The sequence below is a fragment of the Stenotrophomonas sp. PS02289 genome (genome assembly GCF_029960115.1).
In the GTDB taxonomy this organism is placed as follows: domain Bacteria; phylum Pseudomonadota; class Gammaproteobacteria; order Xanthomonadales; family Xanthomonadaceae; genus Stenotrophomonas.
Genome location: NZ_JASCOZ010000004.1, coordinates 1 through 12,875 on the forward strand (window position 1 = coordinate 1; position 12,875 = coordinate 12,875).

A 12,875-nucleotide genomic window follows, 5' to 3' on the forward strand; every position below is an offset into this window, starting at 1 on the left:
CGCGCCCCCGCGGAGCCCGGGCCCCCGCGGCCCCCCGGCCCCCGGGGGGGGGGGGCGGCGCTACCGGTGTCGCCGGTTGCCTCAAAGCTAAGAATATCTTAGTATGCAAGGCTGGGTACATCCGCCATCCTTATGGGGTCTCCATGGGGTGCGCGCGTGACTTTGTCCGTCGACTCAACACCGACCTTCGCTCGACGCCTCAAACAAGCCCGCCTGCACACGGGTTTGTCGCAGAAGGAGTTGGGCATCCGGGCCGGTCTGGATCCTCACGTGGCCAGCCCCCGAATCAACCAGTACGAGCGTGGCAAGCACGAGCCCATGCTGGAGATTGCTGAGTGGTTGGCCCAAGCGTTGGGGATCCCCGCCGCCTTCCTTTACACCGACGATGATCTGCTGGCCAAGTTGCTCCTGCGCTGGGGCTCGCTAAGCAAGCAGCAGAAGCGCGAGTTGGTGAAGCTGATCGAGGCCACGCCCGAGAAGTAAACCGAACAAGCGCTCGCCCTATGGGCAACTCTTCGCCTCAACCCGCCCTTTGGGCGCTTCTGGAGGGAGCTGCAGTGTCCGCGGCTAGTGCGACTGACAAGTCGCGACATCTCAGGCTTACTTGAGATTTTGTTCACGACCGATACACACGCGCCTTGTCTAAAGTGATATACCATGTCGCCCGTGTCAGCCTCCTCACTTCTACTGCGACTGTTCCTGATCGCCATGCTCGTGCTTAACGGCGCGTGGTCGGCGTTTGCGTCCGTCAGTATGAACCCGGTCATGGAAGAGCAGGCCAGCGAAGTGGCTGCCGCGGTGCAAGTCGACGAAGACTGCTTCGCCCATCACAGTGCTGAGCATCATCCCGATGCCACATCGATTGAAAAGGCTGGCACTGGGCATGGCGACCATGCCGGTCCCGACTGTTGCAAGTCTTCTGCGTGCCGGTGCGCCTGCGTACACGCTTGCGCGAGCGCACTTCCTGCGCGCCTGCATGTTTCGGTGCAACTGGCCTTGGGCCTGGATGTCATGCCGCTGCCCCTAGGGCATGCGGCACCTGCCTTGCCTCATCTGATCCGACCACCGATCGGCTAAGCGTCCCTAGGCGCCGCAATGGCGCCGTTGGTGTGGCTTGCATGCCTGTTTAGGCCAGCCGCCCGCTCTGTACCACCGCCCGCCGGTGGCAACACGACGCTTGGAGCATTTTCATGTCGCATGATGATTTTCGTGGTCCACGCGGTGGACCGCTGCTGCCTTCGCGGCGGCGATTTGTCCAAGGCTTGGCCTTGGGAGGCGCAGTCGCAGGATTAGGTTTCTGGCCCAAAGCCAGTTGGGCGCTCAAGGGGCCGGGACAACCCAACGTACTATCGGGCACTGAGTTTGACCTGACCATTGGCGAGACGCCGATGAACTTCACCGGCAAGACCCGCACCGCGATCACGGTCAACGGGTCCGTTCCGGCGCCGTTGCTGCGGTGGCGGGAAGGCACCACGGTCAACTTGCGCGTCTCTAATGCATTGCCCGCTAACTCCATCCATGGCGCGGACACCTCCATCCATTGGCACGGCATCATTTTGCCGGCCAACATGGACGGCGTGCCGGGTCTGAGCTTTGACGGTATCGGACGTGGTGAGACCTACCACTACCGGTTCACCCTGCATCAGGGCGGAACCTACTGGTACCACAGCCACTCAGGGTTCCAGGAACAAGCCGGGCTCTATGGCCCGATCGTCATCGACCCATTGGAGCCGGAGCCCTTCAGTTTCGATCGCGACTACGTCGTGATGCTGAGCGATTGGACAGACCTGGACCCGACGGCCCTGTTCGATCGTTTGAAGAAGATGCCGGGCCATGACAATTACTACAAGCGCACGGTCGGCGATTTTGCGCGCGATGTGAAGCGCAACGGCCTGTCGGCCACGTTGGAAGATCGCAAGATGTGGGGCGTGATGCGGATGACGCCCACGGACCTGTCCGACGTCAACGCCAACACCTACACCTACCTGATGAACGGCACGACCTCACTGGGCAACTGGACCGGTTTGTTCCGCAGTGGCGAGAAGGTGCGCCTGCGTTTCATCAATGGCTCTGCCATGACGTACTTCGATGTGCGTATTCCGGGGCTGAAGATGACCGTGGTGGCGGCAGATGGCTTGTATGTCCATCCGGTTTCCGTCGACGAGTTCCGCATCGCGGTAGCAGAAACCTTCGATGTGATCGTGGAGCCCTCCGGGCAGGACGCATTCACCATCTTTGCCCAAGACTCCGGTCGCACCGGCTACATCAGCGGCACGCTCGCTGTGCGCGAAGGATTACGCGCGCCCGTTCCGTCTGTGGATCCCCGGCCGCTGCTGACGATGGCAGACATGGGCATGGATCATGGGTCGATGGATATGTCTGGCGGCAGCAAGGGCATGGAAGGCGGCTGTGGTGCGGCCATGGGCATGCCTGGCATGACCCCACCTGTCAGCGGTAACGCGACCTCGGCCCATGCAGGCCATGCGATGCCCGCCGCCGGCGATGGTGCCATGGCAGGCATGCAGCACGGGGGCATGCAATCACACCCTGCTAGCGAGACCAACAATCCCCTGTTGGACAACCAAGCCATGAGTGTGAGTTCGCGCTTGGATGATCCGGGCAATGGCCTGCGCGATAACGGCCGTCATGTGCTGACGTATTCCATGCTCAAGAGCACCTTTGAAGACCCTGACGGACGCGACCCCGGTCGCGAGATCGAGCTGCATCTGACCGGACACATGGAGAAATTCTCCTGGGGCTTCAACGGTCAGAAGTTTTCCGATGTCGAGCCGCTGCGGCTGAACTACGGCGAGCGTATGCGCATCGTATTGGTTAACGACACGATGATGACCCATCCCATCCATTTGCACGGCATGTGGAGTGACGTGGAGGACGACAACGGCAACTTCATGGTGCGCAAGCACACGGTGGATATGCCGCCAGGTAGCCGACGCACGTATCGCGTGCGTGCCGATGCGTTGGGCAGCTGGGCGTTCCATTGCCACCTGCTTTATCACATGGAAGCCGGAATGATGCGCACGGTGAGGGTCGACGAATGAACATCAATAGACGCGATACCACCCTGACTGCGCTGACGGCTATCTCGCTGGCCCTGGCCAATGCGGCCAGCGCCCAATCTATGCAGCACGGCTCCATGCAGATGGAGCAGGGCGCGCAGACCCAGACTCAGGATCACTCTGCACATCAGGCACCGACATCAAAACCTGCGCCAGCCCAAAAGCCTGCAACACCGGCCAAGACGAGCGAAGCGACGATCGATCATGCGGCGATGGGCCACGCCGAGCCGCAGGCTAACGCAGCCGAGCCTGCCATGCAGGGCATGGACCATTCGCAGATGGGGCACGGCTCGCCCGCGAGCACACCTGCGGCGCCCACAGCGCAGGCGCAGTCGATGCAGGGCATGGATCACAGTCAGATGGCACAGCCCGCTGCAGCCGACACCTCCGGCACGGCCACGCCTGCGATGCAGGGGATGGACCATTCGCAGATGGGCCATGATTCGCCCGCGCCCGCTACACCAGAAGCGGGAATGCAATCGATGGAGGGCATGGACCACAGTCAGATGGGACACGGGCCTGCAGCGCCAACGCAGCCGCGCACCCCGATTCCCGCGGTGACGGACGCGGATCGCAAGGCGGCCATCGCGCCGGAACACGCGCATCCGGTGCATGACAACTCGATCAAGAGCTACGTGCTGCTCAATCGCCTGGAAACCTGGGATGCCGATCCGGGCACCGGGCTGGGCTGGGAGGGCCAGGGCTGGATCGGTACGGACCTCAATCGCGTCTGGCTCCGCAGTGAAGGCGAACGCACGGATGGTCAGACCGAGTCGGCTGATCTGGAAGTGCTTTACGGCCGCAGTATCTCCACGTGGTGGGATGTGGTGGCCGGTGTGCGTCATGACTTCAAGCCTGGGGCATCGCAGAACTTCGCCGCTATCGGTGTACAGGGCTTGGCGCCGATGAAGTTCGAAGTGTCCGCCACAGCCTATCTCGGCGAAGGGGGCCAGACTGCCGCCAATGTCGAGGCCGAGTACGAATTGCTGCTAACCAACCGGCTGATCTTGCAGCCGCTGGTGGAAGTCACCGCCTATGGCAAGAACGATCCATTGCGCGGGATAGGTTCGGGTCTGAGTGCCGCTGAGGCGGGGCTACGACTTCGCTATGAGTTCACCCGAAAGTTCGCTCCCTACATCGGCGTGGTGTACGAGCGCGCGTTTGGCAATACCGCAGACATGCGACGCGAGCATGGCGAGTCCTTTGAAGACACGCGCTTGGTCATCGGCCTTCGTACCTGGTTCTAAGGGGAACTGACAATGAAATCCAACAAAAAGATGTGGGTATGGCTCGGTGCCGGCGTGGCATTGGTTGCGGTGGTCGCAACCGCCACGCTCTCTCTGGGCGTGTACAACGTGGCCGCCGACGATCCGCATAGTCGCCCGGTGTATGCGCTACTTGAAACGGCGCGCGAGCGTTCCATTGAGGTGCGCGCCGCCAAGCTTCAGCTACCCACGAACCTTGATGATCCTGAGCGTATCCGCCAGGGTGCGGGCAACTACAACGCCATGTGCGTGACCTGCCATCTTTCACCAGACGCGGCGGCCACCGAGATGAGCAAGGGCCTGTACCCCGCGCCACCGAACCTAAGCAAACAGCCGGTCGCTCCAGCTGAGGCGTTCTGGGTGATCAAGCACGGCATCAAGGCCAGCGGCATGCCCGCTTGGGGCGGCAGCATGGACGATGAGTTCATATGGAACATGTCGGCCTTCCTGCAGAAGTTGCCCACGCTGGACGCGACTGCGTACAAGGAACTTGTCGACAGCAGCGAGGGCCATTCGCATGGCGGCGGCGAGACGCAAGGCCACCATGACGACGAAAAGGCCGAGGATCACCCTGCCTTATTCGAGCCGGGCAACAACTCCATGCCGCATGCGCACCCGCCGGGCGTGGACGACGATCACCACGGCCCGACACCCAGCGACACGGAAGTCGGGTTGGTGAGCCACGGCCATCCCGACGGCAAGGTGGAGTCGCACCCTGCACCACACACGCCCGTGGCCGATGACGGCCATGCGCACCCCCATTGATCTTCTTGGAGCCCACGCAATGAACGCAACAGCAATCTCGTTCACCCTCGCACTGGCACTGGCCGTCGTGTCCCCCGCAATGGCGCAGGCGACACAGCCGCACGCACATCACCCCGCTGCCGCGGCATCTGCGGACGTCGACGTCCCAGTCACTGCAGAGGCCGCGGTCGCCGTAGCGGAGCGTTTCAACAGGGCCCTGTCTAGCGGCGATCTGGCCACGGTCGAAGCCCTGCTCGCTGCCGACGTTCTCATCCTCGAGTCCGGGGGCGCCGAACGCAGCCGCGAGGAATACATGGGCCATCACGCAGTCAGCGATGCGGCGTTCCTCAAGGGCGCCCATCGCCAGCTGCTCCGTCAGCGCGCACGAGCCGCTGGCGAGTTCGCGTGGGTCGGAACCGAAAGCGAGTTGCATGCCCAGAAGGACGGCCAGCCACTGACCGTCCAGAGCGACGAGACGATGGTGCTGAAGGAGACCGCGGACGGCTGGCGGATCGTCCACATCCACTGGTCCTCGCGGACCAAGCGCTGAGTCGAGAGATTGAAATGACTACGCTCACATTGCACCGTCTGACTTTTGTGGTCCTTGCCGTGGCTGGTCTGGGTGCTTGCACCCAGGATGCTTCATCCGCGCAACCCACAACCTCGCCCTCCGCACAGGTTGTCGTCCAATCAGCCGACGCGACTCCAGCAGCCCTGCCACGCATGACCGTCCACAAGACCCCGACCTGCGGGTGCTGCGGTGTCTGGATCGACCACGTGCAGAAGGCGGGATTCACCGTGGATGTGCACGACATGGATGACCTGGGTCTGGTCAAGGAGCGGTTGGGTGTCCCCTATGCAAAGGGCTCCTGCCACACGGCCGAGATCGGCGGATACGTCATCGAAGGCCACGTTCCGGCCGCGGACATCAAGCGTCTCCTCGAAGAAAAGCCGAACGCACGCGGCCTGGTCCTCCCAGGGATGCCGCTTGGTTCTCCGGGCATGGAGGTCCCGGAGGGACGCCAGCAGCCGTTCACGGTCGAGCTGATACATCGCGACGGAACCACTGAACCGTTCGCACAGCACTGATCCGTCGCAGCAACAGGGGACGGTGTTGCGGGCGCGCCGATTCTCGCCCGCGAGGAAGAAGGAGAACTACATGACTCACCATTCCGCAGCACACCGGCCCCAGGCCATGAACGAGTGCATCGACAACTGCACGCAATGCCATGCGATCTGCCTGGAGACCATCAACTACTGCCTGACCAAAGGAGGTGTTCACGCGGCCCCGGAGCACATCGCCCTGTTGGCGACGTGTGCCGATACCTGCGCAACCAGTGCCGACGCGATGCTGCGCGGTGCCAGCGTTCACGACGTGGTTTGCGGTGCCTGCGCGGAGATCTGCCGCCAGTGCGCCGATGCATGCGACGCCATGAACGACCCTGAGATGACGCGCTGCGCCGAAGTTTGTCGCCGCTGCGCGGAAAGCTGCAGCGCCATGGCAGCGTAATGCGTCGAGGATCCCGCCTGAGCCGGTGGGATCCTCGTCTCGCGAAAGCGGAAGTATCAAGAAAATCCGACAAATCGTGGTTTCAGTGACAGTCCGACATCTAACGCTTGTCGCATCGAACACAGCGCGGCCCCTCCCGAACGGGCTTTGCATCACATTCCAATGAGGATTTATCCATATGAAGTCGTCCAACGTCATTCGCTCCTTCGCGCTCGTCCTCGCAATCGCGGCCGGGCAGTTTTCGCTGCAGGTCGCGCACGCCCACGCCGCGCTGCAGCAGTCCACACCGGCGGCAAATGCGGTGGTGGCCTCGCCAGGCCAGATCGATCTCGTGTTCAACGAGACATTGATTCCGCGGGCGTCGCGTCTCAAGTTGCTCATGAAGCACGGCAGTTCCACCATGCCGATCGAGAATTTCACGACCGAGATCGTCAACAACGGCAAGACCCTGCGTGCCAAGTTGCCTGGACCGCTGGCTCCGGGCGTCTATACCGTGGAATACCGCGCCGTCGGTGGTGACAACCACCCCATGCCGGGCAGCTTCAGCTTCACGGTGCGCTGAGGAGTCGCGAATGTTCGACCTGTCGGCTTATGCACTGAGATTCTTGGAATACCTTGTCATCATGGTTCTTTTCGGGGTTCCACTCTTCGGTTGGTACGGGTCGCGTCGATCGGCACTCGCCGACGCCTTGGCCGGGTGGTCACTCATGGGCGTTCTATTGGCGGGTGCCGTAGCCGGTCTCGTGCTCACCGGGCTCGATGTCGTCTTCAAGACCGCGGGCATCATGGGAATGCCGCTTGCCGAGGTTGATCGCGCATCGCTTGGCTGGTATCTGCTCGAGACGTCCGCGGGCCGGGCAGCCATGGCGAGAGGCGCGCTGCTGGTCGCCCTGATGTTCGTGCTCGGATGGCATCGTCGCCGCGGGAAGGTGGAGACCGCCTTCCCGCTGGGGGCGATGCTGGCGGGCGGCGCACTCGCTTCGCTGGCATGGAACGGCCACGCCGCCGCTGGCGAGGGCTTGGCAGGCGCGGTCCGGCTTGCTGCAGGCATCGTCCATCTTCTCGCGGCAGGCGGCTGGATCGCAGCGGTCCTGATGTTCCTTGCCATGCTGCTGCGCGGCAAAGAGACGAACGGCAGCGGGCGTCTGCGATCAACGCATGACTTTCTGCATGGTTTTTCGACGCTGGGAACGATCTTCGTTGGTGCGCTCATCGTGTCCGGCATCGCGCACTACGGGGATCTCACCGCGTGGTCGTTTTCGGCCCTGTTCCAGAGCACCTACGGGAAGTTGCTGCTTTTCAAACTGGCCCTGTTCGCTGGAATGCTGGGTTTGGGAGCGCTGCACCGATGGACGCTGGTGCCGCGCTTGGAACGAGCGCTGACCAGCGGAGATCCCGCGCAGGAGGTGCGGGCTTTGCGGCAGAGTGTTACGGCTGAGGCCGCGCTGGCCATCTTGATCCTGATTGTTGTTTCAGTGCTCGGGACGCTCAGCCCCGAATAGCTGTGTAACCCGCAATGGCACACTGCCTTGGCAGTCCATCCCCACTAAAGCGAGCATCGGCATGAACTCACCGTCGTCCCATGACCATCACCATTCTGCAGGCGCAGCCCCTGTCGAGGCTGCGGATGGACGGGTCATCACCAATCCCGTCCGCTATACGGACGATGCTCCCCAGCAAGTTGAAGTGACCGCCCCAGCAGCGGTGGCCCAACCCAGCGGTACCCACGCCACGGTCTACACCTGCCCGATGCATCCGCAGATTCGTCAGCCAGGTCCCGGCACCTGTCCGATCTGCGGCATGGCGCTGGAGCCGGAGATGCCCTCGCTGGAGGAGGACGACAATCCAGAGTTACGCGATTTCACCCGAAGGTTCTGGTGGACGTTGCCTTTGACGTTGATCGTCCTGGTCTTGGCCATGCTGGGACACCGTCTGCCCGGCTTGTCCACGCAGGCGCGCACCTGGATTGAGCTCGTGCTGAGCGCCCCGGTGGTGCTCTGGGCGGGGTGGCCTTTCTTTGAGCGCTGCCTACAGTCCATCGGCAATCGCAGCCCCAACATGTGGACGCTGATCGGCATCGGCGTGGCCGCCGCGTTTGGCTACAGCGTGGTGGCCACCGTGGCACCGGACCTGTTTCCGGACTCTTTCCGCGAGCATGGACGGGTAGGGGTCTACTTCGAGGCGGCAGCGGTCATCGTCTCGCTCACCCTGCTCGGACAGCTGCTGGAACTGCGGGCGCGTTCCAAAACCTCGGCGGCCATCAAGTCCCTGCTGGGATTGGCGCCCAAGACGGCTCGCCGCGTCAAACCCGATGGGGGCGAAGAGGACGTTGCGCTGGATCACGTGCACGTGGGTGATCTGCTTCGCGTACGACCGGGCGAGAAGGTGCCGGTCGATGGGGAAGTCATCGAAGGCCGCGCCAGTGTCGATGAGTCGATGCTGACCGGTGAACCCATTCCGGTGGAGAAGGCTGTCGGTGATCACGTTATAGGCGCCACGCTCAACGGGACGGGCGCCTTAGTCATCCGGGCGGACAAAGTCGGATCCGGGACGGTACTGGCGCAGATTGTGCAGTTGGTAGCCCAAGCCCAGCGCTCCCGCGCGCCGATGCAGCGTATGGCGGACAAGGTGGCGTACTGGTTTGTCCTGGCCGTGCTGGCCACGGCGGTGCTCACGTTCTTCGGATGGGGTCTGTTTGGACCCGAACCGTCCTGGACCTTTGCCGTCCTCAATGCCGTATCGGTTCTGATCATTGCTTGCCCGTGTGCCTTGGGTTTGGCTACCCCCATGTCGATCATGGTCGCCACTGGCCGCGCTGCGCAGGTCGGGGTCCTGTTCCGCGATGCTCAGGCGATCGAGCAGCTACGTCTGATCGACACGTTGATCGTGGACAAGACCGGTACGTTGACCGAGGGGCGTCCAGCCTTTCGCGACACGCTCTCCAACGCCGGCTTCGACGCCGATCAGATCCTTTGTTTGGCCGGCAGCTTGGAGCAGGGCAGTGAGCACCCCTTGGCCGAGGCCATCGTGGCTGAAGCCCAGCGACGTGGCTTGAACCTGGTGGCCGCCCAAGATTTTGATTCGCTCACCGGCCAAGGCGTCCGCGGGCGCGTGTCCGATCAGGATGTCGTGCTCGGCAACCAAAGCCTGATGGCGTCGGTTGGCGCCGATGTAGCACCTTTGCAAAGCAGCGCCGAGCGTCTTCGGAAAGAAGGCGCTAGCGTGATGTTCCTGGCGGTCAATGGTCGGTTGGCCGGCGCCATTGCGGTGGCTGATCCCATCAAAGCCACGACCTTGCCTGCCTTGAACCTGCTACGTGCCGATGGCCTGCACGTGGTGATGGCCTCCGGTGACGCACAGGCGACGGCCGAGGCCGTGGGGCGCACGCTGGGCATCGAGGATGTGCGTGGTGGCGTCAAGCCGCAGGACAAGGCCGACCTGGTCCAGCAACTCAAAGCCCAGGGTCGTCGCGTGGCCATGGCTGGCGATGGCATCAACGATGCGCCGGCCCTGGCGGCAGCCGATGTGGGCATCGCGATGGGGACGGGCACGGATGTGGCCATGTCCAGCGCCCAGCTCACCCTGGTCAAGGGTGATTTGAGGCGCATCGTGCAAGCCCGTGCCATCTCGTCTTTGACGGTGGCCAATATGAAGCAGAACCTGGGCTTCGCCTTCGTCTACAACGCCATCGGCGTGCCTATCGCCGCCGGCTTGCTGTATCCCAGCTTCGGCCTTTTGCTCAGTCCGATGATGGCGGCCCTGGCCATGAGCCTGAGCTCGGTTTCGGTGGTCACCAATGCCCTGCGTTTGTCCGGCTCCACCGTTGTTGCCACCCCCCACCCTGACCGCGCCGATGAGCCTGCGCGCGGCCATTCCTGTCACTGATGGCTCATATCCCACAAGGAGTACTGCAATGAAGCGTTATGCCTCCCTCTCGATGATGGCCTTATTCCTGATGGCGGGCGCGGCCTTCGCCGGCGGCCAGACCACCACGCCCACCACCAACCACGGTCAGCACAAGCCGGCGGCGGCCGATGCCGATTTCACCAAGCTCGATGCCAACAAGGACGGCTCGCTGTCCAAGGAAGAACTGGCCAAGCACAAGCTGGCGCCGCACTTTGGCATGCTCGATAGCAACAAAGATGGCAAGCTGAGCCCGCAGGAATTCGCTGCCGGCAAGGGTATGTAAGTGTTCTCAGCCCGGGAGCTGTTCCAACAGTTCGCGGGTTCTTCCGCCGTTCTGCCATTCCCACGGAGATTGTTATGTCCTCTTCGCACGGTACGCACGAAAACGCGCAAGACCCGCAGTCCCAGCACGCAAAACCGCACGCCTCACACCAACCTGCCCACCAGGCACAACAAGGGCATCAAGGCCATTACGGCCGCCTGTTGTTGATGATGGGCCTGTCTTTCGTGGCCATGTACGCATTGATGTACGCAATGGTCGATCAGTGGGCTAACGTCTATAACAACGTGAACCAGTTCTACATGGCGGGCCTGATGGCCGCTCCCATGCTGCTGATCGAGCTGTGGCTAATGTCCAGCATGTACCCCGATCGCCGACGCAATCTGATTCTGGCTGGTCTGACGGTGGCGCTCATGCTGTTCTGCTGGTGGGGCATTCGCACTCAAGCAGCGGTCACTGACAAACAGTTCATCCGTTCGATGATTCCCCACCACGCTGGCGCCATCCTGATGTGTGAGGAGAATCGTCTGAAGGATCCTGAGTTGGTGAAGCTCTGCCAGGACATTATTACCTCGCAGACACAGGAGATCGCGCAAATGAAGCAGTTGCTGGCTGAGCGTTCCCATTAGCTCACTGCCTTTTGCCAGCCGATATCACTTCACTGAGCCTGCGCACTGACCATTCGGTGGATCAAACGCGCGGCCACACGTGCGGTGGCTTGATCCGGATCCAGGGGCGGACACAGTTCCGCCACGTCGACCACACGTACCTTGCCCGAGGCCATGACCAGATCCAGCAGGGCTTCCAGGACCTCCAGACTCACCCCGCGTGGGTTGGGGGCGCTCACGCCCGGGGCCACCACCATTGAGTACGCCGGCAAGATCACCAGCGGCTTGGGTAGCTACACCCAGTGGCGTGGCTTGGGCTCACTGCGTATGGGCAAGAACCGTTGGACCGGCGTCTATTCGGCGCAGTACATCGGCAGCGCGGACGACATCATCGCCGTGCCCGACACGATCGGCTCGCATGTGTCCAGCGTGGTGTACCACAGCCTGCAACTGAGCTACGGCATCAAGAAGAAGTGGGATATCTCCGCCGGCGTTGAAAAAGTGCTCGATAAGAAGGCGCCGTTCGTGAAGAACAACCCCAACACCGACACCGACACCATGACGTACGACTTGCTGGGTCGTCGCTGGAATGTCCGCTTTGGTTACCACTGGTAAGCCACGATCACGAGGAGCTACACATCATGAGAAACACGCAACTATCCGCCACACTACTGCTGTTCGCTGTGGCCGGCAGTGCCGGTGCGCACGACCTGTTTGTCGCTTTCTCCAAGCCTGGCACCGCAGCGGGCGAGGCGAACACAGCGTTGGTGAACAATGGCACCTTCGATGAAAGTGCAGGTGCAGTCACCCGAGCGCGTCTACAGGACGTTTCGCTGAGTCAGGGCGGCGCTAAGGCTGCACCGGACTTGGCCAGTTGGAAAGAGGTCGGCAAGCAGAGCCAGCTCACCGTGCATCCGGCGGGCGAGGGCACCTATCTGCTGGGGGTCTCGACGATGGCCTCCACCAGCACGCGTACGGCCAGCGAGTTCGGCAAGTACCTGGAGTTGGAAGACTTGCCCGATACCCTGGCCACCTATGATGCGAGCAAGTTTCCCAAAGGGGTCACCTATAGCTATACCAAGCATGCTCGTACCATTGGACAGGTGGGCACAAAACTGACCGACGATTTCGCTGCCTCGCTGGGCTATCCGCTGGAGATCCGCTTGGCCCGCAATCCTGGAAGCGTGAAGGTCGGCGAACAGCTGTCGTTCCAGGTGCTGCAGCAGGGCACGCCAGTGCCCAACCTACGCGTGTACGTCGGTCATCGTGCTGACGCACCGGTCAAGGGTGGGCACGGTAGCGCTACGCTCCTGCGCACCGATGCCCAAGGCCAAGCCAGTTTCCAGGTGACCACCGCCAAGACCTGGTACATCCACACCAATCACATTGTGCCCTCTACACAAAAGGGTTTGGATTTTGTGTCGGATCGGGCGTCGCTGAGCTTTGAGATTTCCCCGCACGCCGGGCACTGATAAGTAAGCATGT

16 protein-coding genes are annotated in these 12,875 nt (G+C 62.3%); 15 read left to right on the top strand and 1 reads right to left on the bottom strand.

Annotation, left to right across the window (positions count from 1 at the left end; all coding sequences use genetic code 11):
* Nucleotides 1–132 precede the first annotated feature (132 nt).
* The 13 genes from QMX83_RS00995 (at nt 133) to QMX83_RS01055 (ending at nt 11,411) form a co-directional block, all read left to right on the top strand.
* Entirely contained in the window at nt 133–483 is a 351-nt protein-coding gene (locus tag QMX83_RS00995; protein WP_049432857.1) for a helix-turn-helix transcriptional regulator, read from the top strand.
* A 174-nt stretch (nt 484–657) separates the two neighbouring features.
* Nucleotides 658–1,077 carry a transcriptional regulator CopL gene (copL, locus tag QMX83_RS01000; protein WP_012480218.1) on the top strand — a complete coding sequence of 140 codons (420 nt, stop codon included), beginning with the start codon at nt 658–660 and terminating at the stop codon, nt 1,075–1,077.
* 113 nt (nt 1,078–1,190) lie between these two features.
* Nucleotides 1,191–3,059: a copper resistance system multicopper oxidase gene (locus QMX83_RS01005; protein WP_012480217.1), complete on the top strand. Its 1,869-nt coding sequence runs from the start codon at nt 1,191–1,193 to the stop codon at nt 3,057–3,059.
* On the top strand, nt 3,056–4,324 hold the full coding sequence (locus QMX83_RS01010) for a copper-binding protein CopB (protein ID WP_005413421.1): 1,269 nt from the start codon (nt 3,056–3,058) through the stop codon (nt 4,322–4,324). Before QMX83_RS01005 ends, QMX83_RS01010 begins: the two co-directional genes overlap by 4 nt.
* A 12-nt stretch (nt 4,325–4,336) precedes the next feature.
* Nucleotides 4,337–5,107, top strand: coding sequence for a cytochrome c (locus QMX83_RS01015; RefSeq protein WP_005413420.1), 771 nt, complete (start codon nt 4,337–4,339; stop codon nt 5,105–5,107).
* Nucleotides 5,091–5,636 carry a nuclear transport factor 2 family protein gene (locus QMX83_RS01020; protein WP_223224792.1) on the top strand — a complete coding sequence of 182 codons (546 nt, stop codon included), beginning with the start codon at nt 5,091–5,093 and terminating at the stop codon, nt 5,634–5,636. Before QMX83_RS01015 ends, QMX83_RS01020 begins: the two co-directional genes overlap by 17 nt.
* Nucleotides 5,637–5,809: 173 nt before the next feature.
* Nucleotides 5,810–6,175: a DUF411 domain-containing protein gene (locus tag QMX83_RS01025; protein WP_019184727.1), complete on the top strand. Its 366-nt coding sequence runs from the start codon at nt 5,810–5,812 to the stop codon at nt 6,173–6,175.
* Between the two features lie 70 nt (nt 6,176–6,245).
* Nucleotides 6,246–6,596, top strand: a complete 351-nt coding sequence (locus QMX83_RS01030; protein WP_012480213.1) for a four-helix bundle copper-binding protein — start codon at nt 6,246–6,248, stop codon at nt 6,594–6,596.
* A gap of 178 nt (nt 6,597–6,774) precedes the next feature.
* Nucleotides 6,775–7,158 carry a copper homeostasis periplasmic binding protein CopC gene (copC, locus tag QMX83_RS01035; RefSeq protein ID WP_005413416.1) on the top strand — a complete coding sequence of 128 codons (384 nt, stop codon included), beginning with the start codon at nt 6,775–6,777 and terminating at the stop codon, nt 7,156–7,158.
* 10 nt (nt 7,159–7,168) lie between these two features.
* Nucleotides 7,169–8,098, top strand: coding sequence for a copper homeostasis membrane protein CopD (gene copD, locus QMX83_RS01040; protein ID WP_017354978.1), 930 nt, complete (start codon nt 7,169–7,171; stop codon nt 8,096–8,098).
* 61 nt (nt 8,099–8,159) lie between these two features.
* A complete protein-coding gene (locus QMX83_RS01045) occupies nt 8,160–10,481 on the top strand; it encodes a copper-translocating P-type ATPase (protein ID WP_219625521.1) in 2,322 nt (773 codons plus the stop codon).
* A 28-nt stretch (nt 10,482–10,509) separates the two neighbouring features.
* The gene (locus QMX83_RS01050) at nt 10,510–10,785 is read left to right on the top strand and encodes an EF-hand domain-containing protein (RefSeq protein ID WP_282294861.1); all 276 of its coding nucleotides are present in this window, start codon (nt 10,510–10,512) and stop codon (nt 10,783–10,785) included.
* A gap of 74 nt (nt 10,786–10,859) precedes the next feature.
* On the top strand, nt 10,860–11,411 hold the full coding sequence (locus QMX83_RS01055; RefSeq protein ID WP_282294862.1) for a DUF305 domain-containing protein: 552 nt from the start codon (nt 10,860–10,862) through the stop codon (nt 11,409–11,411).
* Nucleotides 11,412–11,440: 29 nt separating this feature from the next.
* On the opposite strand, the gene QMX83_RS01060 is transcribed toward QMX83_RS01055, so the two are convergent.
* The gene (locus QMX83_RS01060) at nt 11,441–11,629 is read right to left on the bottom strand and encodes an arginase family protein (RefSeq protein ID WP_187756563.1); all 189 of its coding nucleotides are present in this window, start codon (nt 11,627–11,629) and stop codon (nt 11,441–11,443) included.
* A gap of 88 nt (nt 11,630–11,717) precedes the next feature.
* On the opposite strand from QMX83_RS01060, the gene QMX83_RS01065 reads away from it, so the two are divergent.
* Nucleotides 11,718–12,005, top strand: a complete 288-nt coding sequence (locus QMX83_RS01065) for a TonB-dependent receptor (RefSeq protein WP_005413409.1) — start codon at nt 11,718–11,720, stop codon at nt 12,003–12,005.
* A 26-nt stretch (nt 12,006–12,031) separates the two neighbouring features.
* Nucleotides 12,032–12,862, top strand: coding sequence for a DUF4198 domain-containing protein (locus QMX83_RS01070; protein WP_005413408.1), 831 nt, complete (start codon nt 12,032–12,034; stop codon nt 12,860–12,862).
* Nucleotides 12,863–12,875: the final 13 nt, after the last annotated feature.

Excerpts from the sequence above, each read along its gene's own strand:
- QMX83_RS00995 (WP_049432857.1), top strand. The coding sequence starts at position 133 with ATGGGGTCTCCATGGGGTGCGCGCGTGACTTTGTCCGTCGACTCAACA.
- copL (WP_012480218.1), top strand. The coding sequence starts at position 658 with ATGTCGCCCGTGTCAGCCTCCTCACTTCTACTGCGACTGTTCCTGATC.
- QMX83_RS01005 (WP_012480217.1), top strand. The coding sequence starts at position 1,191 with ATGTCGCATGATGATTTTCGTGGTCCACGCGGTGGACCGCTGCTGCCT.
- QMX83_RS01010 (WP_005413421.1), top strand. The coding sequence starts at position 3,056 with ATGAACATCAATAGACGCGATACCACCCTGACTGCGCTGACGGCTATC.
- QMX83_RS01015 (WP_005413420.1), top strand. The coding sequence starts at position 4,337 with ATGAAATCCAACAAAAAGATGTGGGTATGGCTCGGTGCCGGCGTGGCA.
- QMX83_RS01020 (WP_223224792.1), top strand. The coding sequence starts at position 5,091 with ATGCGCACCCCCATTGATCTTCTTGGAGCCCACGCAATGAACGCAACA.
- QMX83_RS01025 (WP_019184727.1), top strand. The coding sequence starts at position 5,810 with ATGACCGTCCACAAGACCCCGACCTGCGGGTGCTGCGGTGTCTGGATC.
- QMX83_RS01030 (WP_012480213.1), top strand. The coding sequence starts at position 6,246 with ATGACTCACCATTCCGCAGCACACCGGCCCCAGGCCATGAACGAGTGC.
- copC (WP_005413416.1), top strand. The coding sequence starts at position 6,775 with ATGAAGTCGTCCAACGTCATTCGCTCCTTCGCGCTCGTCCTCGCAATC.
- copD (WP_017354978.1), top strand. The coding sequence starts at position 7,169 with ATGTTCGACCTGTCGGCTTATGCACTGAGATTCTTGGAATACCTTGTC.
- QMX83_RS01045 (WP_219625521.1), top strand. The coding sequence starts at position 8,160 with ATGAACTCACCGTCGTCCCATGACCATCACCATTCTGCAGGCGCAGCC.
- QMX83_RS01050 (WP_282294861.1), top strand. The coding sequence starts at position 10,510 with ATGAAGCGTTATGCCTCCCTCTCGATGATGGCCTTATTCCTGATGGCG.
- QMX83_RS01055 (WP_282294862.1), top strand. The coding sequence starts at position 10,860 with ATGTCCTCTTCGCACGGTACGCACGAAAACGCGCAAGACCCGCAGTCC.
- QMX83_RS01065 (WP_005413409.1), top strand. The coding sequence starts at position 11,718 with ATGGGCAAGAACCGTTGGACCGGCGTCTATTCGGCGCAGTACATCGGC.
- QMX83_RS01070 (WP_005413408.1), top strand. The coding sequence starts at position 12,032 with ATGAGAAACACGCAACTATCCGCCACACTACTGCTGTTCGCTGTGGCC.